Consider the following 21,313-nt stretch of genomic DNA (forward strand, 5'->3'; position numbering starts at 1 on the left):
CTGGCATGCTGCGTGCTGGCGCGCAGCCGCGCTCCAGTGCGGCCGTCTTGACCGATAATGCCCGCCCGCCAGGACCCGATACGATGAGCGACATCCTCAACACCATTCTTGCCCGCAAGGCCGACGAAGTCGCCGAGCGCAGTGCGCGCGTGCCGCTGGCCGAGTTGATTGCGCGCAGCGCCGACCTGCCGCTCACGCGCGGATTTGCAGCCGCCATGCAGGCCAGCATCGCCGCAGGCGACCCGGCCGTGATTGCCGAAGTGAAGAAGGCCAGCCCGTCCAAGGGTGTCATCCGGCCGGACTTCCAACCGGCCGATATCGCGGTCAGCTACGAATTCGGTGGCGCGACGTGCCTGTCGGTGCTCACCGATGTGGATTTCTTTCAAGGCTCCGATGCCTATCTGCGGCAGGCGCGCGACGCCTGCACGCTGCCGGTGCTGCGCAAGGATTTCACCGTCGACCCGTATCAGGTCTACGAAGCCCGCGTGCTCGGCGCCGACTGCATCCTGTTGATCGTCTCCGCGCTGGAAGACGCCCAACTGGCCGATCTATCGGGTCTTGCCATGCAGCTGGGCCTGGACGTGCTGGTGGAAGTGCACGATATCGACGAGCTCGAGCGTGCGGTGCAGGTGCCGGTGCCGTTGATCGGCATCAACAACCGCAACCTGCGTACTTTCGAAGTGACGCTGCAGACCACGTTGGACATGCGCGCGGCGGTGCCGCGCGATCGCGTGCTGGTCACCGAGAGCGGCATCGTCACCCAGGCCGATGTGCAACGGATGCGCAGTCACGATGTGAATGCGTTTCTGGTCGGCGAGACCTTCATGCGCGCGGCCGAACCCGGCGAGTCGCTGCGTCAGCTATTCTTCGCGCATGACTGAGTCGTATCCCGTCCCGCGCGAAGACGCACCGCTGGTGGTCTTCGACTTCGACCACACCTTGTACGACGGCGATTCCGGCAGTCATCTGTTTGCCTGGCTGATCAAGCGCAACCAGTTGCGCCTGCTGGTTGCGTTGCTGGCCTCGCCCATTCTCGGCCCGATGGTGGCGATGCTGCCAACCCGGCGGCGTGGCGTATCCGGCTATGTGTGGATCGCCACGTTCGGCCTGCACCGCGCGCGCGAGTTCAACCGTTTCATCGACGCATACGTGCTCAAGCATGAAGCGCAGATCCGCCAGCGTCTGCTTCCGCATGCCTTGAAGGTCTTCACCCAACACCGCGCTGCCGGCGACCGTGTGGTGGTCGCCACCGGCGCACCGCCGGAGCTGGCGCGCGCCATTCTCGGTTTTGTGGCCCACCAGGACGTGCCGGTCATCGGCAGCCTGGTCGGCCCGCGCCTGGGCGCAGTCACCGCGCGGCGTCACTGCCATAACGAAGAAAAGATGCGCATGCTGCGCGAGCGCGGCTACGCCGATATCGCCATCGCCTACTCGGACAGCACCGCAGATCTGCCGCTCTTGAAGGCCGCGCGCGCGCCGGTGGTGGTCAATCCCAAGGCCAATCGCGAAGCGCTGTTCCGCCAGGTGCTGCCGACAGGCACGCCCATCCTCAACTGGGGTTGCCGCGACCGTGGCGGCAAGGCGCCGTAGGCGAGCGCGACATCCAGGCAGCCAGGTCGTTTCGCGCGGAGCGAGACAATTGCGCAGTCCAGCTTGCGATGGCGCATTCGGGCAGCGGATCGCACGGGCAAGCGGATGCGAGCTGTAATGCAACGAATCTTCAGGATCGTGACGCAGTCGCGATGCAGATCGTGCGGTTCGACGGCTCGAAGACTCTCTTATAAGAGGTATCGCGCAAAAGTGCCGCTGCAGGGGTCATGAAAGTGACGATGTCGGCACCGTCGCAATCGAATCAATCGGTGCCCAACCCGGCATGCAGCCAGTGCACAAGGCACTGGCTGCACAGCGCCGTCAGCGGGTGCCGTACAGCACGACGGTCTTGCCGCGTGCGTGCAGCAGGCCGTCGGCCTGCAACTTCTTGAGCACGCGGCCAGCCATTTCGCGTGAGCACCCGACCAGGCGTGCCAGCTCCTGGCGCGAAACACGCAGCTGGGTGCCCTGCGGATGGCTCATCGCTTCGGGCTCTTTGGCCAGGTCGTGCAGCGTGCGCACGATGCGGTCGGTCACGTCGAGGAAGGCCAGGCGGCTGGCTTTCCTTGTGGTATCGAGCAGCCGTTTTGAAAGCTGAACACCGATCGCATACAGAATCTTCGGCGCATCAGGCGACAGGCTGGTCTGGAACAGCTGCTGCAGCCGCTCGTAGCTGATCTCGGCCAACTCGCACTGGGTGCGGGTACGCAGGATCACCTCGCGGGTGTCGGATTCGATGAATAGCCCCATCTCACCGACGAATTCCCCGCTACCGAAGTAGCCCAGCACCAACTCACGGTCGTCATCTTCCTCGGCGATGATGCTGACCGAGCCGCTGATCACGTAGTAGAGGGTGCCGGCCGGGTCTCCTGGCCGGAACACATCGGTCCGGGTCGGATAGCGCCGTCGGTGGCTGTGCGCCAGGAAACGCTCGATGGTGCCCGCGTCCAGCGCCAGGGAAGGGGTAGCGTTACGTACCGTCGTAGTGACAACCGTCGTATTTCCTGGGCTCATGGTAGTTCCGCGTGTGATTCCTGAAGCTTAACGGCATGAGTCATGCAAGGTAAACCACTCTTAACATCGGCATTTCGTTGCTGGGATCTTTGGCTCATAATTGACTCCTTTCCCGCTTTCCATAAGGACAGACCGACGTGGTCAAGCCGTTGCCTCGTCTGAGGCTACAGGGGTTCAACAACCTCACCAAGGCGTTGAGCTTCAACATCTACGACGTCTGTTATGCGCGTACCGAAGAGGAGCGTCAGCGCTACATCGAGTATATCGATGAGCAATACGACGCCGATCGTCTGACGCAGATCCTGACCGATGTGGCCGAGATCATTGGCGCCAACATCCTCAATATCGCACGTCAGGACTACGATCCGCAGGGTGCATCGGTGACGATCCTGATCTCCGAAGAGCCGGTGATCGACAAGAAGCAGGCCGGCAAGGAGTTGATTTCCGATGCCGTGGTTGCTCATATGGATAAGAGTCATATCACTGTCCATACATATCCGGAAACGCATCCGCAGGAAGGCATCGCCACGTTCCGCGCCGACATCGACGTCGCGACCTGCGGCGTGATTTCGCCGTTGAAGGCGCTCAATTACCTGATCGAGAGTCTGGAATCGGACATTGTGATCATGGATTACCGCGTGCGTGGCTTCACGCGCGATGTGAAGGGCAAGAAGCATTACATCGATCACAAGATCAACTCGATCCAGCAATTTCTCGCCAAGAACGTGAAGTCGCGCTACGAGATGTTCGACGTCAACGTCTACCAGGAAAATATCTTCCACACGAAGATGCACCTGAAGGACTTCGACCTGGATCAGTACCTGTTCGAAGAGCGCGCCAAGAACCTCTCGTTCAAGGAGCGCATGAAGATTGAAACGCTGCTCAAGCGCGAAATCGAAGAACTGTTTCACGGACGCAACCTGAGCGAATAAACGCGGGAGCATCCTGTTGCGTGCTTGGTCGCAAGCGCGCAAACGCCACAAGGCGGGACGGCCCGCCACGCGATGACCTCGCGTTCCACAGCCGACGGCGGCCCAGTGTGCAAACACTGGGTCGCTTTTTTTTTGCCCATTTTTTCTGTGAGGAGTACCGCAATGCCCTGGATCTATCTGTTGCTGGCCGGCCTGTTCGAGATCGGCTTTGCCATGGGACTGAAATACAGCGACGGCTTCACTCGCCTGTGGCCGACCGTGCTGACGATCGGCCTTGCCGGCATCAGCCTGTGGTTTCTGACGCAGGCACTGAAGACCATTCCGGTTGGCACCGGCTATGCGATCTGGACCGGCATCGGCGCCCTGGGCGTGACCATTGCCGGTATCGCGCTCTTCGGCGATAGCGCCTCGTGGTCGCGCTTGGCGTGCATTGGTCTGATCGTGGCTGGCGTGATCGGGCTGAAGCTGGTCGGGTAGTCAGTCCCCCGGCGTTTGCGGCGCAAACCCCGGACTCCGACTCGGAGGCTGCCTATCCCCACGCCTTCGGCCGTGGCTGCACCCGCAATGCGGGCACAGCCCCGGCCGTTTGCTGCGCAAGCCTTGTGCCCCGACTCAAGGTCTGCTTCTACCCACGCCTCCGGAGCGCCCCTCAATAAAGGGGCCCTCCAGATGTCGTGCTGGGGAGGAATGACTCGCTGTGTCGGGTGCACGGGGTGCGGTTAGATTCCGGTCGCCGGTCGCCGGTCGCCGGTCGCCGGTCGCCGGTTCCCAGCGCCAATTCCCAATTCCCGACTAGAGGCGGTAGGCAACCGTCTTCATCAGCTTGGAGGCCAGGGCCATCGCGCTGGGGATCGGAGCGGGGAGCGGGCGGGCGCCAGCCTGCTCGGCCTGGTCTGCATGGCGGGCCTCGTCGATCTTCATCACGCGCAGGATGGCGCGGCTGCGCTTGTCATTCTGGGGCAGGGTTTCCAGGTGCTCGTCCAGGTGCGCTTCGACCTGGCGTTCGGTCTCGACCACGAACCCCAAGCTCCAGTCGTCACCGCGCAGCCCGGCCAGCGCGCCGAGCGCGTAGCTGCCGGCGTACCACACGGGGTTGAACAGGCTGGGGCGGCTGTCCAGCTCGTGCAGGCGGTCGGCGCACCAGGCCAGATGGTCCGTCTCTTCCTGTGCAGCTTCCAGCAGGTGGTGCTGGGTATGCACGTCGCGGGCGACGGCCGCCTGGCCAAAATACAGGCCTTGCGCGCACACCTCGCCGACATGGTTGATGCGCATCAGGCCGGCCGCGTGGCGGCGCTGCTCCGGGTCCAGAACGACGTCGGGTGTGTCGGCAGCGGGATTGGGGCGCTCGGCCGGCGGATTGCCGAAGACGGTATCCAGCGCGCGCTGGGCTTCGACCAGCAGCCGGTCGAGCGGACTATGCAGGCGGGTAGGGGAGATCTGGGTCATACGACGATTCTGGCCCCGCTCCGGCGTGCTGCCAACCGCCATGGCGCAGTCGTTGCTGCAACTTGCGCCGCCGACGAACGTCCCGTACAATCCCGCCTCTTCTGTTTCGCCTTCACAACGCGTGGCAAAGTTCCAGTGGTCATCGGCCGCTGCAATCCGCCCGACCACTCAAGAGTTTTCTCATGACTACGTTCACCGCCAAGTCCGAGACCGTCCAGCGCGACTGGTATCTCGTTGACGCCGCCGGCAAGACGCTCGGCCGTCTGTCCACCGAACTGGCCCGCCGCCTGCGCGGCAAGCACAAGCCGGTTTATACTCCTCACGTCGATACTGGCGATTACCTCGTGGTGATCAACGCCGAGAAGATCGTCGTCACGGGCAACAAGCTGAAAGACAAGAAGTATCACCGCTTCACCGGCTACATCGGTAACTTGAAGACCGAGAGCCTGGAGCAGGCGCTGCAGCGCCACCCGGAGCGCGTGATCGAAATCGCCGTCAAGGGCATGCTGCCGAAGGGCCCACTGGGTCGCACCATGTGCCGCAAGCTCAAGGTCTATTCGGGTGCCGAGCATCCGCACGCCGCCCAGCAGCCGCAAGTTCTGGATATCTAAGCATGGCTATCACGCAAAACTACGGCACTGGCCGCCGCAAGTCCTCCACCGCTCGCGTGTTCCTGCGCAAGGGCACCGGCAACATCACCGTCAACGACCGTCCGCTGGACGAATTCTTTGGTCGCGAGACTGCGCGCATGATCGTGCGCCAGCCGCTGGAACTGACCAAGAACACCGAAAGCTTCGACATCATGGTCACCGCTTCGGGCGGCGGCACCACCGGCCAGGCCGGTGCGATCCGCCTGGGCATCGCCCGTGCGCTGGTCGAGTACGACGAAACCCTGAAGTCCGAGCTGCGCAAGGCTGGCTTCATGACCCGCGACGCTCGCGAAGTCGAGCGTAAGAAGGTCGGCCTGCACAAGGCCCGTCGCGCCACCCAGTTCTCCAAGCGCTGATCCATCGCGTCTGGCGCATCCCGGTTCGCCGGGATGCCTGCTTCAAAAGCCCGGCCATGCCGGGCTTTTGTCGTTTCGGATCCGGGTGTCCGCTCTGTACGAGCGCGTGGCCAAGATCGCTTTGGAAACTGAGCGCAATGCGCATGCGCGCCGGTGCGTGATGTGCCGCCACCGGCACGGGGCAACAAAAAAGGCCCGATCTTTCGATCGGACCTTTGGTGTTTGGCTGCCCCGGATGGATTCGAACCACCGAATGCCTGAGTCAGAGTCAGGTGCCTTACCGCTTGGCGACGGGGCAATAAAACGTGTTGGCCCAAGATTACTGCATGCCGGTGAGGGCGTGAATACCTTGGTGGCTATGGGTGGACTCGAACCACCGACCCCAGCATTATGAGTGCTGTGCTCTAACCGGCTGAGCTACATAGCCTAGGGAGCCGGCAATTCTCACGATGCGCCGTGCTGTTGTCAAGCATTTCGTTTTCAGCTTGTGAGCCGGGCGTCGCCGTGGCAGAGTCGGTGGCAGTAGATTTTCAGGAGTCCGCATCGTGATCGATCCGGACGGTTTCCGGCCAAACGTCGGCATTGTGCTGATGCGGCAGGACGGTCAGGTGTTCTGGGCACGACGTGTGCGCAGGGACGGCTGGCAGTTCCCGCAGGGTGGCATGAACACCGATGAGACGCCCGTTGAAGCCATGTACCGCGAGTTACGCGAAGAAACCGGGTTGTTGCCCGAGCATGTGGAATTGCTCGGCGCCACGCCTGGCTGGCTACGCTATCGGCTGCCCAGCCGGGCAGTGCGCCGCAATGAGCGGCAGGTGTGTATCGGACAGAAGCAGGTCTGGTTCCTGCTGCAGTTCACTGGCGACGAGTCCCATCTGAAGCTCGACCATACCGACACCCCGGAGTTCGACCATTGGCGCTGGGTGGATTTCTGGTATCCGGTCGAGCACGTGGTGATGTTCAAGCGCGGTGTCTATGCGCGCGCGCTGCGGCATCTGGCGCCGCTTGCGCAGAGCCTGGCCGGCCCGGCGGCAGTGGGTGCGATGCCCGAACGTGCGCTGGAGGCGTGGTTGCCAGGCAGCAGCGCGGCGGGGCACGACAGCCCACGCAAGCGGCCACGCAAGCGCAACGGGACTCGCGCGTTGCGGATTAATAATGATTAACGGATGGAATTGACACCTATTCTCGTTTGCGGTGCAATCAGCTCCGGTCCTTTCCGGATCGTCAACGCCCGACCGATACTGTGTACGTCTGCATCTGTAATGGGGTCACCGACCACCAGATCCGCGAAGCGGCCGAGAATGGCTGCGCGAGCCTTGCCGAACTGACCATGCGCACCGGCTGTGGTTCCAATTGCGGCTCGTGCCTGGAGATGGCGAGCGATCTGTTGAACCAGGCACATGCCACCCGCGCACTGCCGTTGCCGCTCTTGGGGCTGGCTAGCGCTGCCTGAGGCAGTAATTCGGGACTGGGGTCCCGACGATTGCCGGTCCGCGATGTCCACGCGGTACCTGATGCCAGGTGTATCTGCCGGTCGGCACCGCAGATATCAGTAGCATCCTGCATCTGGTGCCACCTGCAGCGAAGTGGTTGCCCGTAGACGGACGGCACGCGACTGCAGTCGGTTGCCCCGCCTGATCCGTCGTGGCAGCTGGCAGCGGCCAGGCGCCTGGCATCTCCTTGCAGCGCGCGGCGCGTCCCGCAACTGATCACGATTCGCGTTCCTTCATACCCTGCGCCAACGCGCTAGAGTGCGGCCGGCTCACTGTCTCGGAGACATCGCATGAAGGGCGATACCAAGGTCATCGAGTACCTCAACAAGGTGCTCTACAACGAACTCACTGCGATCAACCAGTACTTCCTGCACGCCAAGATGCTGAAGAACTGGGGCCTGAAAGAACTGGCCGAGCATGAGTACAAGGAGTCCATCGACGAGATGAAGCATGCGGACAAGCTGTCCGACCGCATTCTGTTTCTCGAAGGTCTTCCCAATTTCCAGGCCTTGGGCAAGCTGCGCATCGGCGAGAACCCCACCGAGATGTTCCGCTGCGATCTGGCCCTAGAACGCGAGGCGGTTGTCGTGCTGCGCGAGGCGGTGGCGTATGCGGAGACCGTCAAGGACTATGTGAGCCGCCAGTTGCTGGTGGACATCCTGGAGTCCGAAGAAGAGCACATCGACTGGCTGGAAACCCAGCTGGACCTGGTGGCGCGCATCGGCGAGCCGAATTACCTGCTGACCAAGCTGGACGACTAAACGCGCCTCTGGTCGGGGTTGTCTTGTTTGGCCCTGACTAGCGGGTGCGCGGTACTGCTGCCGGTCGGTGTTCTCAGCGATTGTTCGCTGATGATGTGCTTCTACAGATTCTGTTGCCGGGTGAGCGCGCGCGGCTTCGTCAGTACCCTCACCCCAACCCCTCTCCCGCAGGAGAGGGGCTTTGGTGCCCTTCCGGGAATGGAGAGGCTTGAGCGTCCTTGCGTGTGAGAGGCGTTGAGCACCAGGGCGATTTGAGCATCTTCTGTTGCCGAGTGAGAGTGCGCGGCTTTATCCGTACCCTCACCCCAACCCCTCTCCCGCAGGAGAGGGGCTTTGGTGCCCTTCCGGGAATGGAGAGGCTTGCGTGTCCTTGCGTGTGAGGAGGCGTTGAGCATCAGGGCGATTTGAGCATCGCGCTAATGACTGCAGATGCTCGGTGCGTGGAGGCCAGATGGTCGGCATAGCGCTGTCGGCGCTTGCCTGGTGACGCTTGCTCTCGGCGACGCTCCAATTCCTGATGATGCTTGCTCGATGATTCGCCGCTCTTGTGGGTGGCGGCCTGCAGGCGCGCCAGCAGCCTGGCAGGACGACGACGCGCCGCCAGATGTAGCGATATCACGGATCCGCTCACCGAGCTGTCAGGGCAACCGTGGCCGCATGGCGGTCGTGGTCAGGGCGGCTCTACCCGAGCGTCTGCGCGTTCCGGATGGCATCCCTAAGCAGTTCGAAGCAGGTGACGGCGCCGGGCTTCTTCTGATGCTCCGACAGCGCTGATTGCGATTACGGATTTGCGGTGCTGGCGGTGGCTTGCAGGCGGGCAACCTGGCCTAGCAGCGCCAGGCGGGCGCGGGCGTATTCGGCGATGACCAGGGCGACCATCACCGAGGGGCGTTCGATGGTGCCGGTGCGGGCGGCCAGTTCGATGCGCCGGGCCGCGTTGGACACCGCCTGCGCACCGACGTTGGCGCTGGAGGACTTGAGGGTGTGGGCGAGGTCGCGCAGCTGCATGCTGTCGCGGTTGGCGGCGGCCGATTCCAGTTGTTCGATGATCAGCGGTGCGTCTTCCAGGAACAGTTGCAGGATGGTGATGGTGTCCGCGCCGGCCACTTCGTACAGCTCGTCGATCACGCTGTTGTCCAGGATCGGCAGTGCGCGTGCCTGCGCAGCGGCGCTGGCGCTTTCGGGATCGTGGGTTGCCTGGCCGGCGCTGCTTGGGCCGGGCAGCAGCGCCTGGCGCGGCAGCCAGCGCTGCAGACAGGCGTCGAGCTGTTCGCGTGCGACCGGCTTGGAAAGATAGTCGTCCATGCCGGTAGCCAGGCAGCGTTCGCGGTCGCCGGCCATGGCGTTGGCGGTCATGGCCACGATCGGGATCGGGCGGCCGCCGCTTTCGGTTTCCATGGCCCGCCAGCGCCGAGTGGCGGCGTAGCCATCCAGCACCGGCATCTGGCAATCCATGAAGACCATGTCGTAGCGGGTGGATTCCATGCTGGCCAGTGCAGCTTCGCCGTCGGTGGCGGTGTCGGCCTCGAAGCCAAGTACGGCCAGCAGCTTCTGCGCGACCAGCAGGTTCACCGGGTTGTCTTCGACCAGCAGGATGCGCACCTCGCGCGCATTGGCCATCGGTGGCGGCAACGGCTCGGGGATCATCGCCGCCGCCAGCGTGGTGACGTGGGCCGGCTTGGGCTCGGGCGGCAGCACCAGGGCGCGCAGGGTTTCGTCCGGGCTCTGGCGCGGCACCAGGGTGGCATGATCCTGCAGTTCGGCCGGTACCGGTTCTTCGCCGTACAACCAGATCAGCCGCGCGCTGTTGGCGTTTTCCGGGCGGGCGAGCGCGCGGTGCACCGCGCGCGCGCTGTAGCGCAGCGTGTCGTGGTCGGCGATGACGCAGCGGAAGCCTTCGCTGTCGCTGTGCCGGCGCACGCGTTCCAGCGCTTCCTGGGTGGTTTCCATGAGCACGTGCGACACCCCCCAGCTGTCGAGCAGGCGCTTGAGGCGTTGCGACAGGCGCGCGTCGGAGCTGATCACCATCACGCGTGCGGCGTCGGCACCGGTGGCTTGCTGGAGGTCGCCGATGACCTTGAGCAGCGGGATTTCGAACCAGAAGGTGGAGCCGCGCCCGGGTTCGGATTCCACCCCGATGCGACCGCCCATCAGGTCGATGATGCGTTTGCAGATCGCCAGGCCCAAGCCGGTGCCGCCGTACAGCCGCGTGGTGGAGGCATCGGCTTGTGCAAAGGAGCGGAACAGGCGTGCCTGCTGGTCCGGGGCGATACCGATCCCGGTGTCGCGCACCTGGAAGCGCAGCAGATGCTGGGCGCGCGTTTCGCCCAGGCGGCGCAGCTGGATATCGACGCTGCCGCGTTCGGTGAACTTGATGGCGTTGCCGATCAGATTGCCCAGCACCTGGCGCAGGCGGATCGGGTCGCCGCGCACCAGCAGCCGCACCGACGGTTCGATATCCAGGCTCAGGCGCAGCTGGCGGCCTTCGGCGGTGCGCTGGAGCAACTGGATGACGCCGTCGAGCAGCTCGCGCAGGTTGAAGGTAGTGATTTCCAGTTCGAGCTTGTTGGCCTCGAGCTTGGAGTAATCGAGGATGTCGTCGACGATGCGCAGCAGCTGCAGCGAGCTGCCGGTGGCGGTCTGCAGCATGTCGCGCTGATCAAGGCTGAGCTGGCCGCTGGAGATCAGCTCCAGCATCGGAATGATGCCGTTGAGCGGGGTGCGGATCTCGTGGCTCATGGTGGCCAGGAATTCGCCCTTGGCCAGGGTGGCGGCCTCGGCGGCCTGTTTGGCGCGCAACAGTTCCTGTTCGAGTTCGCCGTGACGCCGCAGTTCCTGCTGCAGGCGTTCGCGGGCCAGGTTGGCCTCTTCCAGGCGCTGTGCCAACGCACGCTGCGCCTGGGCGGCCCGGTGGGCGGCAAGCGCGGCGCACAGCCCGCAGACCACCGCCAGCACTGCCGAGACCGCGCTGACCGCGCGCCAGGGGCCTTGCAGCGACGACCACTGCAGACCTGCGCCTAGGGCGGCCGCCAGCGCGGCCAGCACTGCCAAGATGCTCCAGGCGCGGAGACCTGCTGCCCGCTCTCTCACTCAGAGCACCGCGCTCGTGAAGTCGAAGTCCAGTTCCTTGCCGACGGTCTGCACCAGGTTGCCCTGGATGAAGTCCACGCCGCTCATCCACATCGCAGCCGCTGCCTGCGGATCTTCGATGCGTTGGCCGATGATCTGCAGGCCGCGCTGGTGGGCGATGTCGATGACGCCGCGCAGTTCGTCGCGTACCGCCGCATTGCCGTGCGCATCGGCGAAACGGTTGGCCATGCGCACGAAGCTCAGCGGCAACTGGGCCAGCAGTGCATTGGCTTCGTCGCCGGGCTCGAACTGGCTGAGGCAGAACTGCACGCCGGCCGGCATCAACTTGGCGCAGAACTGCTCTACGGTGACGGCGTGGATCAAGGCATCGTCCAGGCGCAGATCCACGATCAGCGACTGGCCGGCCACGCCACGTTCGACCAGCGCCTTGAGCAACCAGTCGGCGAACGCGTCGCGCGCCAACGTGCGCGGCGATTGCGACACGAACAGGCGCAGCGGCGGGCTGGCGTGCTGGTACAGGTGCAGCAGGCCCAGCGCATGGTCCATGACCTGCTGGTCCAGATCGGCGATGCGCCCGGCGGCTTCTGCGGCAGGAATGACCTGGCCTGCCGAGAGCAGGGTGCCATCGGCCTGGCGCAGCCGCAGCAGCACCTGGTACTGCGCGGTGTCGCCGCCGGCCACGGCCACGATCGGTTGATAGGCCAGTTCCAGCTGTCCTTCGACCAGCCGCAGTTGTTCCTGCTGTTCGGCCTGGCTGGGCGCCAGGTAGGTCTGCACGCCGTCGCTGCGCAGGCGTGCCTGCAGCGCGGTGCGTTCGACCGCTTCCAGCGCGCTGCCGGTGTCGTCGAAGCCCAGGCCCAGCGGTGCCACGCCGATAGCGCAGCGCACATGCACAGATTCTTCTTCGCGCACCGGGAAGGCGTTGGCCGACAGCCGCTGGCGGATCTCCAGTGCCTGCTGTTCCAGGCTGGCTTCGGGCATCTCGACGGCCAGCAGCAGGAAGCTGTTGTCGTTCAGGCGCGCCAGCGGATAGGGCTGGGCGGCGCTGGCCAGGCGGTGCCCGGCCTGGGTCATCAGGCGCTCGTAGGCGGCATAGCCGTAGCGCTCGCGCAGACCGAGCGCACTGGCAATCTCGATGAAGAACAGGCCGCCGGACTGCTTGCGCTCCAGCGCGTCGGCGAGCAGGTCCATCACGTGGCCGCGGGTGGGCAGGCCGGTTTCCGGATTGCTGCGCACGCTGACCTGTTCGCCGGCTTGCTGCAGCGCCTGTTGGCGTGCGCGACGGATGCGGTTGGACACCGCAGCGATCAGATGGCGCGGGCGGATCGGCTTGGTGAGGAAGTCGTCGGCGCCGCTGTCGAGCACTTCGAACTGGCGCTCCGGGTCCGGGTCGCCGGTCAGGAACACGATCGGCAGCAACTGTTGACCGGGCTGCTGGCGGATCAGCGTGGTCAGGCGGATGCCGTCCAGCTCGGGCATGTGCAGATCCATCAGGATCAGATCCGGGTGATAGTCCTGGATCGCCTGCGGCACGCTGGCGGCGGTCATTTCGACCTGCGCATGCATGCCGGCGCCGTGCAGCACGCTCTGCGCAAACAAGGCCTGCGAGCGGTCGTCCTCGACGATGAGGACGCGGTAGGGCGCATCGGCGGCCACAGTGTCCTCGCCGTCGTGCGCCGCGGTGTGCGCTGCCGATGTGGGTAACGCCGTGGGCGCCGGTGCTGCGGCAACCCGTGCGCTGCCGCTGGCCGCCACCGCGCGCGGCGCCGCCACGGCCGCGGCCGGGTGGGCCGCCGCTGCAGTGGCAGGCGCAGGAATGATCGCCGCGCTCACCGGCACGGCGGTGTCGGCCGGCGACGCAACCTCATCGGCCCAGCGACGCCAGTGGTCGGCCGGCGGGGTCTCGGCGCGAAGTGGACGATTACGCGTGGCGGTGTCGTCACGCGTGGTGGAAGAAACCGGATCTCGGGCGGCCATCGATACTCCCTACAGTCGCTGTGATTATGCGATGAACTTCACGGTAGCGGGGAGCTGCGTGCAGTTGGCGTGGCGGCGGGGCGCATCGGCGCAACCAGCCGACGCATGCCGCGCCACAGCAATCGCCAGACCCACCACACCACCAGCCCCGCCAGCAGGCTGGAGCCCACCGCAAGACCCAGTGCCAGCCAGGGGTGCGCCAGTGCCAGTGCCAAGGCCGTGGTGGCGATGGCGTCTTCGGCCAGGGAGGCGACCCAGTTGCTGGCCGGTTCGGGCGAAGTGTTGAGCAGTGCGCGGGTGCCGGCCTTGAGCGTGTGGCTGGTGAGCGCCACGCCTGCACCGGCGGCCAACGCGCCTGCGCCCAGGTCGCCGTCGGGCGAGAGCGTTGCCGCGGCCAGGAAGGCACCGGCGGGCACGCGCGCCAGCGTCTGCAGCAGGTCCCAGCCCGAGTCCACGCCCGGAATCTTGTCGGCGAAGAATTCGGCCACTGCCAGCGCGCCGGAAGTACCCAGCACCCACCACGACTGCGCCGGATGCAGCGCCGGCGGCAAGTCGATCCAGCCCAGCAGGCCGGCCAGGCCGACGCCGAACACGGTGAGATAGACCCGGATGCCGGCCAGCCAGGCCAGCAGGATGCCGATCACGAACAGATGCGCTTGGCTCATGGCGCGGTTCCCTGCAAACAATTGCAGAACTTTGGGATAACCGCCGGTCCAGCGCCAGCGCGACGATTGTCGGGGCTCTGGCACACTACGCCGCCCATGATTGCGCCGGCCCGTCCGGACCCGATGCCCATGAGACCAGCCGCACGCGTACAGATCGTCCAACGTGCCTCCGGCGGTGGCCGTTCCAGTGGCCGCTGGTGGTGGCTGCTGGTCGCCATCGTGTGGCTGGCGTCGCTGGGTGGGGTGTGGTGGATGGCCACCCGCACGGCCGCCCCGCGGTTGGTGGAGGCCGAGGCAGCGCTGCAGCAGGCGCGACGCAGCCAGGCCCAGCAACGTCGGCAGATCGAGCAGTTGCAGCAGCGCCAGGTCAATCTGGCGATGTCGGACAAGATCAGCCGCGCGGCCAATACCGAAGTGCAGGCCTCTCTGGCCGAGCGCGACGAGCATATCGCCGCGCTGCGCGCCGACGTGGCGTTCTACGAGCGGCTGGTGGGCTCCACCGCGCAGCGCAAGGGGCTCAACGCGCACTCGGTGCAATTCACCGCCGAGGCCGGCGGCACCTGGAATTACAGCGTGGTGCTGACCCAGAACCTCAACCGTGGCGCAATCAGCCAGGGCCAGCTGCGCTTTGCGGTGGAAGGCGTGCGCGCCGGCAAGCTGGTGACGGTGAGCTGGAACGAGTTGCACCAGAAGCCCGATGCCGCCGGGCAGCCGTACTCGTTCCGCTATTTCCAGCAGCTGGACGGTAGCGTGATCCTGCCGAAGGATTTCACCCCGCAACGTGTCAAAATCTCCCTGAGCGGCGATGGGGCGCCGGTCAGTCAGACATTCGATTGGAAAGTCGCCGGCAACGGCGCGGGGGAGTAGCTCATGTTCGGAAACAAGTCCAACCGTGGTGCGCAGACCGTGGTCGATACCTTGATCGGGCCGCAGGTGGTCATCCGCGGCGACCTGATGTTCAGCGGCGGGCTGTATGTGGAAGGCCGCATCCTGGGCAAGGTGATTGCCGAAGACGGCGCCAGCGCGACCCTGACGGTGGCCGAGCAGGGCAGCATCGAGGGCGAAGTGCGTGCGCCGGTGGTGATCATCAACGGCCAGCTGATCGGCGATGTGCATGCGGCCGAACGGGTCGAACTGGCCGCCAATGCGCGCGTGCAGGGCAATGTGCATTACCAGGTGGTGGAAATGAGCGCCGGCGCACAGCTCACCGGGCGACTGATCCATGCCGCCACGGCCGGCGCAACCGCGGCGCTGCCGGCGCCGGAAGCCAGCCGTGCCGAGCCGGTCACGGCATTGCAGGCCGAAACCGCCGACGCCTGAGTGACGCATGCGCGGTGAATGCCGCGGCAGCCGATGCGGCGGCCTGGCTTGAAGTGGGGCCGTCTGGCCCCCATGCTGGCGCCATGAGTACGCTCGTTTCGCTTCCCACTGCCGCCCCGGCGCCGGACTACCAGTCCATCGACCGGCCACTGAACTTTTCCGTGGCCGCTGCCGCCAAGGTGCGGGAGCTGATCCAGGAAGAAGGCAACGCCGACCTGGCATTGCGCGTGTACATCCAGGGCGGAGGGTGTTCCGGTTTCCAGTACGGCTTCGAGTTCGACGAGAACCGCGCCGAGGACGACCTGGCCGTGGCCACCGATGGCGTGACGCTGCTGGTGGATCCGCTGAGCCTGCAATACCTGATGGGTGCCGAGGTGGATTACACCGAGAGCCTCACCGGCGCGCAGTTCGTGATCCGCAATCCCAATGCGAAGACCACCTGCGGCTGCGGGAGCAGCTTCAGCGTCTGATTGCGTTGGGATAGATGCGGATTGTTCGACGCATCTGGGTAAATGCGCCTTGCTGGCGCCTAGCGCGTGTTCCTGTGGTGCATCTGTATTAGTGACAGGCTGATTGCCGAACGTGCGATCGATCGCGGCAGCGTTGCGCGCTGTTTGCGCTAGATGTTGACCCGTTGGCGATGCGGTGGGCGCGGCGCAGATGGCGGGACTGGCCGGGTTGGCTTGTTTGTCCCGCGGTGCGGGCTGTGGTGAGGGCGGTGCATCGCTTGCCGCGCGGCTGCAGCGCGTCGGGCGACTGCCGGCCGCCATCACCAGAATGCGGCCAATGCGAGCTGCGTAGCGCGCGAATGGCGGCCGCTGGTCTGGCATGCGTGTGAGCGCCTTCACGTTGAGCAATGACTGCGGCAATCCTTCAGGACGATGGCAGCGCTGTGCGCCTTATAGAGACGCGTAGAACGGCGAACCGGCCGCGTAGTTGCGAGCCACGTGCGTCCTTCACGGCGCCTGCGCCACGCGCGGCGCCACAGGGTGCTTCAGTACGACGACAGCGCTGCAGCGAGTTGCTGGCTATCGATCGCGAGGCACGCACATGATTGCTTGGGTTGCGCCTGCACGCGCGCATAACGCGCTACGACATTTTCAGCGCTGCAGATTTCGCAGCGCGCGCGTCGGCTTCGTGCGTGCGTGATGGTGCATAGATCTAGATGACCATACTGCGTGCGTGCTTACCGCTGGCGCCACGATATGCGCGTTTTCTCCAGGCATTGCCGCTTGTCCACGCTGATCCACCGCAGGCGTGTGCGACACCGTGCTGATGCGCATGCCATGCCCTGCGTCGATTCCAAGCCGTTGCGCAGTGACCTCTCCCGCTCCTTCCGCACCTCGATCGGGCACCGGCACCGATCGAGTGTCGAGTGATTGCTGCGCGTCTGTTCCGTCCTTTCCCCCAGAGAGCATCACTTCATGTTGCAGACCAACTCCCGATCTGCGTTTGGCTTGGCGGCCCTGTTGGGCATTGCCAGCGCAGTGCTTACGCCTGGCGCGCAGGCCGCGCCCGCGCCCGCGCGCGGCACCTTGCTGACCAGCAATTTCCTGACCAGCTACAGCCGTGATGCGATCGGCGCGATGCTGGCCTCCGAGTCGCAGGCCGAACAGCCCAAATGCAATGTCCGTGTCGCCGAATTCACCTATGCAACCGTCGGTGTCGAAGGTGAACCTGCAACCGCATCTGGCGTGCTGCTGATTCCGGATGGCGAGCGGTGCGCCGGGCCGTATCCGTTGCTCGGTTGGGGACGTCCGACCGGAACGGTTCGCACCGAGGAGCAGGCCAAGGACATCCGCGATGCCAAGGGCAACGATCCACTGGTCACGCGCCTGGCCAGCCAGGGGTATGTCGTGGTCAGCAGCGATTACCTGGGGCTTGGCAAGTCCAGCTACGGTTATCACCCGTATTTGCACAGTGCCACCGAGGCAAGTGCGACCATCGATGCGATGCGCGCGGCGCGCAGCGTGTTGCAGCGCTTGAACACACCGCTGTCCGGCAAGGTGATGCTGTCGGGGTATTCGCAGGGCGGCCACACGGCGATGGCCACCCAGCGTGAGATAGAGGCGCATCTGTCCAAGGAATTCCATCTGGTGGCCAGCGCGCCGATCTCCGGACCTTATGCGCTGCAGCAGACCTTTCTGGACAGCTGGAGCGGCAGCAACGCGGTGGGCGAAAGCAGCTTCGGCATCATTCTTGGCAGCTATGCCATCGTCGCGATGCAGCACACGTACAAGAACATCTATCTGGAGCCTGGACAGGTGTTTCAGGATCCGTGGGCTGCCAGGGTGGAGCCCCTGTTCCCGGGCAAGCAAAGCCTGACCGATCTGTTCCTCGGCGACACCTTGCCAGGCATCGATCAACTCAAGGCGTATTTCCAGCCTGGCTTCTACCGCGACGTTGCCAGCAACCCCGCCAACCCGTTCCGCCAGGATCTGGCGCGCAACGATCTGCTGGCGTGGGCGCCGCAAACACCGACACTGCTGTGCGGTTCGTCCAACGACGCAACCATTCCGCTCAAGAATGCGCAGACCGCCATCGCCAGCTTCAAGCGGCGTGGCAGCAACCAGGTGGCATTGGTGGATATCGGCACCGGCAACTCCAGCGACAACTCGGCCTTCGTCCATCTGTTGACGAACGAGCCGTGCATCGTGGCGGTGCGGCATCAGCTGTTGGACAAGCAGCGCTGACGCCTCGGTCGTTGCTTGACCCTGCAAGGGGTTTGCAGGTGCGGGCGTATCCCAGGCCCGCACCTGCATGGTTCTTCACGGCCACCGGTGCAATGCACTGCCGTGACCATTGGCGAACGTGCGTGTGCTGACATGGCCGCACCTGCGCGCGGTCCGGTGATGGGCCGCGCGAGCTGCCGTGAACCACATCCATACCGGTGGCCAGCGCGGGCGGCGTCCGCGTCTGAACACGCACCGCAGGCGCGCTCGGTAGAGTGCGTACGATGGTTGCAGGCGCTGCCGATTATCGTCAGGCTTGCGCCGATGTCAGAGTCTCTTTTTTCATCTTCCGGTTTTGCCTTCACCCACGCGCCGCTCGATCGCGGCGATGTGTTGCGTGACGATCCCGACGCCCTGGCGCGTCTGTGGCCACAGGGCCGTGTGCTGTTGATTGACGCCAAGGGCGCGGCGCTGGCCGACGCCGATGGCCAGCCGCTGCTGCTGGATGGCGCCGAACTGGGCGACGGGCCGGAGGCTGCGATCTTCCTGGGTCTGCGCGATGCGACGGGCTGGTTTGGTGTGCCGGCCGACAGTGTCCCGGTGCAGGCGCCGCAGCGCATCGATCTGCGCCAGGCCGCTGCCGACTGGCCTGCCGAGATCGCCACCGCTTTCGCCTATGCGCGCGCGATGTTGCACTGGCAGTCGCGTACGCGCTTTTGCGGCGTCTGCGGCGGTGCGATCGCATTCCGGCGCGCCGGCTTCATTGCGCACTGCACGCAATGCCAGACCGAGCATTACCCACGCGTGGACCCGGCCATCATCGTGGCGGTCAGCGATGGCGCTCGCTTGCTGCTCGGGCGTCAGGCCAGTTGGGCGCCAGGACGTTATTCGGTGATTGCCGGGTTCGTCGAACCGGGCGAGTCACTGGAGCAGACCGTGGTGCGCGAAGTATTCGAGGAAACCCGCGTGCATGTGCAGGACTGCCGCTACCTGGGCGCGCAGCCGTGGCCGTTCCCGGGCGCGCTGATGCTGGGCTTCACCGCGCGCGCCGCGGCCACCGAGGTGCCGCAGGTCACCGGTGAGCTGGAAGACGCGCGCTGGGTGAGCCATGCGCAGGTCAGCGCCGCGCTGGCCGGCGAGGGCGACATCGGGTTGCCGCCGCGGATCTCCATTGCGCGGGCATTGATCGAGCAGTGGCATCGTGCGCATGGCTGAGCCTGGCCGGCTGTTGCGGTGTTGCAGCGGCGCTCGCGTCCGCTCGGCTAGACTCGGCTGAGGAGGCCTGCCCATGTTCACCACCCTGGTTGCCGTCGTCGTCGCACTCACGCTGGGTCATCTGGTGCCGGCGCAGGTGGCCAAGCTGCGCAATTTCGCCTGGTTTGGCCAATGGCTGCGCCGGCTGGACAGTTACGCGGCCGGGCGCGGTGCGTGGCAAGGGCGCTATGGCGTGCTGCTGGCCGTGCTACCGGCGCTGTTGGTGTTGCTGGTGCAATGGCTGCTGGACGATGTCTGGCACGGCTTTCTGGACCTGCTGTTCGGCGTGGCGGTGCTGGCCTGGACCTGGGGTCCGCGCGATCTGGATCGCGATGTGGAAGCGGTCATCGACGCCGATGAGCCGCACACGCGGCGCGAAGCGATCTCGCACCTGCAGGCCGCCGGCGGCAGCGTGCACGAAGACGCGCCATCGTTGGTGGAAGCGGTGGTGGTCAATGGCCTGCGGCGCTGGTTCGCGGTGCTGTGGTGGTTTTTGCTGCTGGGGCCGTTCGGTGCGGTGTTGTATCGGCTCACTGCCCTGGCGGTGGAAAGCCCGCTGGCCGTGTTGCTGCCGCCCCGCAACCTGGCCGGCGCACGTTGGCTGCTGGCGGTGCTGGAATGGCCGGTGGCGCAGTTGATGACGATGTCGATGGCGCTGGTGGGTAACTTCGACACCGTGTTCCGCGCCTGGCGCGAGGCGCACGGCAATCGCTGGTCGCTGGAACCGCATTTTCTGGGCGCAGTGGCGCGTGCCAGCGTCAGCGCCGAGCTGCGCGAGGAAGCGCACGACTACACCGATTCGGGCCTGGTGCCGGTGTGGCGCCGCCTGCCGGAAGTGCGCGATGCGATGAGCCTGGTCTGGCGCGTGCTGCTGCTGTGGTTGGTGGTGCTGGCGTTGTTGGTGATTGCCGGGTGGGTGCGATAAGCGGTGCACGCATTGCCAGTTGTGAGCACTGCAGAAGACTGCGCGCAGCGACTTGTGAAGCACCAACTGATCACGCAGCTGTTCCCTATCGGGCCTGCATCAACGCGATTCGAATATCGCGTTCAATCTGCGCAGTTGTTGGAGCAACGATCTGATCAGAGGCGGTCTCTTAGTCGTTACTGCAACCAGTGAACGATCTTTCCGGCGAGCAGCGCGGTAGCGCGGTCAGCTTCTTCTTCCAGCGTCACTGTGTTGTCCTTTCCGGCCTAACCCGGCGCCAGCAGCGTAAACGGGTACCACGGCAGGTTCCTTGCGATCCAGTACGCCGGCAAGGCCCATAGCCAGAATTTCGGTTCGGACATCACGGCCACCACCGGGGCGAACCAGCGCGCGCGCCAGCCGGCCTTCCAGGCGATCAGGCCGGGCAGGGTGAACAGGCCCAGCACCGCTGCCGGGTTCATCGCGAAGGCGCCGGGCAGATCGAAATGCACCAGCGCATACAGCGCGCGCGTCATGCCGCAGCCGGGGCAATAGCAGCCGGTCACGCCACGGAACACGCAGGGCGGGAACGGGCTGTTGCCCGCATTCGGATCGAAGCGATACAGCAACGACACGCCAAGGGCGGCCACGCTGGTGGCCGCCCCCAGTCCAAGCCAGTGGCGTGGACGCAGTTCCATTACTGCATGTGCTGCAACTGCTGCATGTAGTCCATGTAGCCCTGCATGCCGCCGGTGGCCACCATGCCGATGTTGATCAGCAGGCCGATCGCGGCCAGCACGCTGGTCACGATGCACCAGGTCTTGGCGGTGTTGGAGGCGCGACGTGCGCCGTCGATGTCGCCCTGGTTGAGCAGGCCGTTGACCTTGCTGGAAAACACGATCGCCACGATGCCGGAGATCAGGGCCGGGCAGCACAGGCAAAAGCCCAGCACGGTGGAAACGATCGCCCAGATCAGGTGATTCGGCACCGGGCCGGGGGCTGCGCTGGACGAGGGATGGATCGGCGGTGGCATGGCACTCATGGTGAAGCTCCTTGGGTGGTAAACAACAGCGAACTGATGGGTGAGTGGGGTGAATTATCGGGCGCCATGCGCGGCGGTGATGCGCCCGGTGTGCGCTGACGATGGCCGGATGGCCTGCGTGCAAGGGGTGGCGCGCGCGTGAGCCGG

22 protein-coding genes and 2 tRNA genes are annotated in these 21,313 nt (G+C 65.2%); 15 read left to right on the forward strand and 9 right to left on the reverse strand.

The genetic code is table 11. From position 1 onward, the window contains the following. Positions 1–5 precede the first annotated feature (5 nt). Both trpC and ACCQ00_RS02455 read left to right on the forward strand, forming a co-directional pair. Entirely contained in the window at positions 6–881 is an 876-nt protein-coding gene (trpC, locus tag ACCQ00_RS02450) for an indole-3-glycerol phosphate synthase TrpC (protein ID WP_172955770.1), read from the forward strand. After that, a complete protein-coding gene (locus tag ACCQ00_RS02455; RefSeq protein WP_039567444.1) occupies positions 874–1,590 on the forward strand; it encodes a haloacid dehalogenase-like hydrolase in 717 nt (238 codons plus the stop codon). Before trpC ends, ACCQ00_RS02455 begins: the two co-directional genes overlap by 8 nt. Positions 1,591–1,911: 321 nt before the next feature. On the opposite strand, the gene crp is transcribed toward ACCQ00_RS02455, so the two are convergent. Beyond that, the gene (gene crp / locus ACCQ00_RS02460; protein ID WP_005914205.1) at positions 1,912–2,604 is read right to left on the reverse strand and encodes a cAMP-activated global transcriptional regulator CRP; all 693 of its coding nucleotides are present in this window, start codon (positions 2,602–2,604) and stop codon (positions 1,912–1,914) included. Between the two features lie 137 nt (positions 2,605–2,741). Here crp and speD point away from each other — a divergent pair, with 137 nt between their 5' ends. Then, positions 2,742–3,536: an adenosylmethionine decarboxylase gene (speD, locus tag ACCQ00_RS02465; RefSeq protein ID WP_007967854.1), complete on the forward strand. Its 795-nt coding sequence runs from the start codon at positions 2,742–2,744 to the stop codon at positions 3,534–3,536. Positions 3,537–3,698: 162 nt separating this feature from the next. Beyond that, positions 3,699–4,013: a DMT family transporter gene (locus tag ACCQ00_RS02470; protein WP_003483069.1), complete on the forward strand. Its 315-nt coding sequence runs from the start codon at positions 3,699–3,701 to the stop codon at positions 4,011–4,013. Between the two features lie 315 nt (positions 4,014–4,328). Here the strand turns inward: ACCQ00_RS02470 and coq7 are convergent, their stop codons facing one another. Beyond that, positions 4,329–4,982 (reverse strand): 2-polyprenyl-3-methyl-6-methoxy-1,4-benzoquinone monooxygenase, encoded by a 654-nt coding sequence (coq7, locus tag ACCQ00_RS02475; RefSeq protein WP_039567446.1) that lies wholly within the window; start codon positions 4,980–4,982, stop codon positions 4,329–4,331. A gap of 182 nt (positions 4,983–5,164) precedes the next feature. Between coq7 and rplM the strand changes: the two genes are divergently transcribed. Both rplM and rpsI read left to right on the forward strand, forming a co-directional pair. Next, positions 5,165–5,593 (forward strand): 50S ribosomal protein L13, encoded by a 429-nt coding sequence (gene rplM / locus ACCQ00_RS02480; protein WP_039567449.1) that lies wholly within the window; start codon positions 5,165–5,167, stop codon positions 5,591–5,593. Between the two features lie 2 nt (positions 5,594–5,595). Continuing rightward, a complete protein-coding gene (gene rpsI, locus ACCQ00_RS02485; RefSeq protein ID WP_003483085.1) occupies positions 5,596–5,988 on the forward strand; it encodes a 30S ribosomal protein S9 in 393 nt (130 codons plus the stop codon). 223 nt (positions 5,989–6,211) lie between these two features. Here rpsI and ACCQ00_RS02490 read toward each other — a convergent pair. Beyond that, positions 6,212–6,286, reverse strand: a tRNA-Gln gene (locus tag ACCQ00_RS02490). 52 nt (positions 6,287–6,338) lie between these two features. Next, positions 6,339–6,415, reverse strand: a tRNA-Met gene (locus tag ACCQ00_RS02495). Between the two features lie 118 nt (positions 6,416–6,533). On the opposite strand from ACCQ00_RS02495, the gene ACCQ00_RS02500 reads away from it, so the two are divergent. The 3 genes from ACCQ00_RS02500 to bfr all read left to right on the forward strand — a co-directional run bounded on the left by ACCQ00_RS02500 (position 6,534) and on the right by bfr (position 8,242). After that, complete coding sequence (locus tag ACCQ00_RS02500) at positions 6,534–7,151, forward strand: RNA pyrophosphohydrolase (RefSeq protein ID WP_039567452.1); 618 nt, start codon at positions 6,534–6,536, stop codon at positions 7,149–7,151. Between the two features lie 80 nt (positions 7,152–7,231). Beyond that, complete coding sequence (locus ACCQ00_RS02505; RefSeq protein ID WP_039567454.1) at positions 7,232–7,441, forward strand: (2Fe-2S)-binding protein; 210 nt, start codon at positions 7,232–7,234, stop codon at positions 7,439–7,441. Between the two features lie 330 nt (positions 7,442–7,771). Next, entirely contained in the window at positions 7,772–8,242 is a 471-nt protein-coding gene (bfr, locus tag ACCQ00_RS02510; protein WP_017155002.1) for a bacterioferritin, read from the forward strand. A gap of 780 nt (positions 8,243–9,022) precedes the next feature. Here the strand turns inward: bfr and ACCQ00_RS02515 are convergent. The 3 genes from ACCQ00_RS02515 to ACCQ00_RS02525 are packed head-to-tail and all read right to left on the reverse strand — an operon-like array spanning position 9,023 to position 13,974. Beyond that, on the reverse strand, positions 9,023–11,293 hold the full coding sequence (locus ACCQ00_RS02515) for an ATP-binding protein (protein ID WP_039567457.1): 2,271 nt from the start codon (positions 11,291–11,293) through the stop codon (positions 9,023–9,025). 39 nt (positions 11,294–11,332) lie between these two features. Further along, a complete protein-coding gene (locus tag ACCQ00_RS02520) occupies positions 11,333–13,309 on the reverse strand; it encodes an EAL domain-containing protein (RefSeq protein WP_017158545.1) in 1,977 nt (658 codons plus the stop codon). Between the two features lie 38 nt (positions 13,310–13,347). Further along, the gene (locus ACCQ00_RS02525; protein WP_039567461.1) at positions 13,348–13,974 is read right to left on the reverse strand and encodes a DUF4126 domain-containing protein; all 627 of its coding nucleotides are present in this window, start codon (positions 13,972–13,974) and stop codon (positions 13,348–13,350) included. 129 nt (positions 13,975–14,103) lie between these two features. On the opposite strand from ACCQ00_RS02525, the gene ACCQ00_RS02530 reads away from it, so the two are divergent. From ACCQ00_RS02530 to ACCQ00_RS02555, 6 genes are all read left to right on the forward strand, one after another. Then, a complete protein-coding gene (locus tag ACCQ00_RS02530) occupies positions 14,104–14,841 on the forward strand; it encodes a DUF6776 family protein (protein WP_039567463.1) in 738 nt (245 codons plus the stop codon). Positions 14,842–14,844: 3 nt separating this feature from the next. Then, positions 14,845–15,294: a bactofilin family protein gene (locus ACCQ00_RS02535; RefSeq protein ID WP_017155954.1), complete on the forward strand. Its 450-nt coding sequence runs from the start codon at positions 14,845–14,847 to the stop codon at positions 15,292–15,294. 83 nt (positions 15,295–15,377) lie between these two features. Beyond that, positions 15,378–15,764 (forward strand): iron-sulfur cluster insertion protein ErpA, encoded by a 387-nt coding sequence (erpA, locus tag ACCQ00_RS02540; protein ID WP_002808218.1) that lies wholly within the window; start codon positions 15,378–15,380, stop codon positions 15,762–15,764. A 954-nt stretch (positions 15,765–16,718) separates the two neighbouring features. After that, the gene (locus ACCQ00_RS02545) at positions 16,719–17,987 is read left to right on the forward strand and encodes a lipase family protein (RefSeq protein ID WP_039567467.1); all 1,269 of its coding nucleotides are present in this window, start codon (positions 16,719–16,721) and stop codon (positions 17,985–17,987) included. Between the two features lie 303 nt (positions 17,988–18,290). After that, positions 18,291–19,181 (forward strand): NAD(+) diphosphatase, encoded by an 891-nt coding sequence (gene nudC, locus ACCQ00_RS02550; RefSeq protein ID WP_039567469.1) that lies wholly within the window; start codon positions 18,291–18,293, stop codon positions 19,179–19,181. Between the two features lie 73 nt (positions 19,182–19,254). Continuing rightward, positions 19,255–20,145 (forward strand): cobalamin biosynthesis protein, encoded by an 891-nt coding sequence (locus ACCQ00_RS02555; RefSeq protein ID WP_039567472.1) that lies wholly within the window; start codon positions 19,255–19,257, stop codon positions 20,143–20,145. Positions 20,146–20,411: 266 nt separating this feature from the next. On the opposite strand, the gene ACCQ00_RS02560 is transcribed toward ACCQ00_RS02555, so the two are convergent. Together ACCQ00_RS02560 and ACCQ00_RS02565 are read right to left on the reverse strand one after the other, a co-directional pair. Next, entirely contained in the window at positions 20,412–20,822 is a 411-nt protein-coding gene (locus ACCQ00_RS02560; RefSeq protein WP_039567474.1) for a DUF2752 domain-containing protein, read from the reverse strand. Then, positions 20,822–21,166: a CD225/dispanin family protein gene (locus tag ACCQ00_RS02565; protein WP_005920117.1), complete on the reverse strand. Its 345-nt coding sequence runs from the start codon at positions 21,164–21,166 to the stop codon at positions 20,822–20,824. Before ACCQ00_RS02565 ends, ACCQ00_RS02560 begins: the two co-directional genes overlap by 1 nt. Positions 21,167–21,313: the final 147 nt, after the last annotated feature.

The sequence above is a fragment of the Xanthomonas sp. NCPPB 3761 genome, assembly GCF_041475705.2.
Lineage (GTDB): Bacteria > Pseudomonadota > Gammaproteobacteria > Xanthomonadales > Xanthomonadaceae > Xanthomonas > Xanthomonas phaseoli.

Excerpts from the sequence above, each read along its gene's own strand:
- trpC (WP_172955770.1), top strand. The coding sequence starts at position 6 with ATGCTGCGTGCTGGCGCGCAGCCGCGCTCCAGTGCGGCCGTCTTGACC.
- ACCQ00_RS02455 (WP_039567444.1), top strand. The coding sequence starts at position 874 with ATGACTGAGTCGTATCCCGTCCCGCGCGAAGACGCACCGCTGGTGGTC.
- crp (WP_005914205.1), bottom strand. The coding sequence starts at position 2,604 with ATGAGCCCAGGAAATACGACGGTTGTCACTACGACGGTACGTAACGCT.
- ACCQ00_RS02470 (WP_003483069.1), top strand. The coding sequence starts at position 3,699 with ATGCCCTGGATCTATCTGTTGCTGGCCGGCCTGTTCGAGATCGGCTTT.
- coq7 (WP_039567446.1), bottom strand. The coding sequence starts at position 4,982 with ATGACCCAGATCTCCCCTACCCGCCTGCATAGTCCGCTCGACCGGCTG.
- rplM (WP_039567449.1), top strand. The coding sequence starts at position 5,165 with ATGACTACGTTCACCGCCAAGTCCGAGACCGTCCAGCGCGACTGGTAT.
- rpsI (WP_003483085.1), top strand. The coding sequence starts at position 5,596 with ATGGCTATCACGCAAAACTACGGCACTGGCCGCCGCAAGTCCTCCACC.
- bfr (WP_017155002.1), top strand. The coding sequence starts at position 7,772 with ATGAAGGGCGATACCAAGGTCATCGAGTACCTCAACAAGGTGCTCTAC.
- ACCQ00_RS02520 (WP_017158545.1), bottom strand. The coding sequence starts at position 13,309 with ATGGCCGCCCGAGATCCGGTTTCTTCCACCACGCGTGACGACACCGCC.
- ACCQ00_RS02525 (WP_039567461.1), bottom strand. The coding sequence starts at position 13,974 with ATGAGCCAAGCGCATCTGTTCGTGATCGGCATCCTGCTGGCCTGGCTG.
- ACCQ00_RS02530 (WP_039567463.1), top strand. The coding sequence starts at position 14,104 with ATGAGACCAGCCGCACGCGTACAGATCGTCCAACGTGCCTCCGGCGGT.
- ACCQ00_RS02535 (WP_017155954.1), top strand. The coding sequence starts at position 14,845 with ATGTTCGGAAACAAGTCCAACCGTGGTGCGCAGACCGTGGTCGATACC.
- erpA (WP_002808218.1), top strand. The coding sequence starts at position 15,378 with ATGAGTACGCTCGTTTCGCTTCCCACTGCCGCCCCGGCGCCGGACTAC.
- ACCQ00_RS02545 (WP_039567467.1), top strand. The coding sequence starts at position 16,719 with ATGTTGCAGACCAACTCCCGATCTGCGTTTGGCTTGGCGGCCCTGTTG.
- nudC (WP_039567469.1), top strand. The coding sequence starts at position 18,291 with ATGTCAGAGTCTCTTTTTTCATCTTCCGGTTTTGCCTTCACCCACGCG.
- ACCQ00_RS02555 (WP_039567472.1), top strand. The coding sequence starts at position 19,255 with ATGTTCACCACCCTGGTTGCCGTCGTCGTCGCACTCACGCTGGGTCAT.
- ACCQ00_RS02560 (WP_039567474.1), bottom strand. The coding sequence starts at position 20,822 with ATGGAACTGCGTCCACGCCACTGGCTTGGACTGGGGGCGGCCACCAGC.
- ACCQ00_RS02565 (WP_005920117.1), bottom strand. The coding sequence starts at position 21,166 with ATGAGTGCCATGCCACCGCCGATCCATCCCTCGTCCAGCGCAGCCCCC.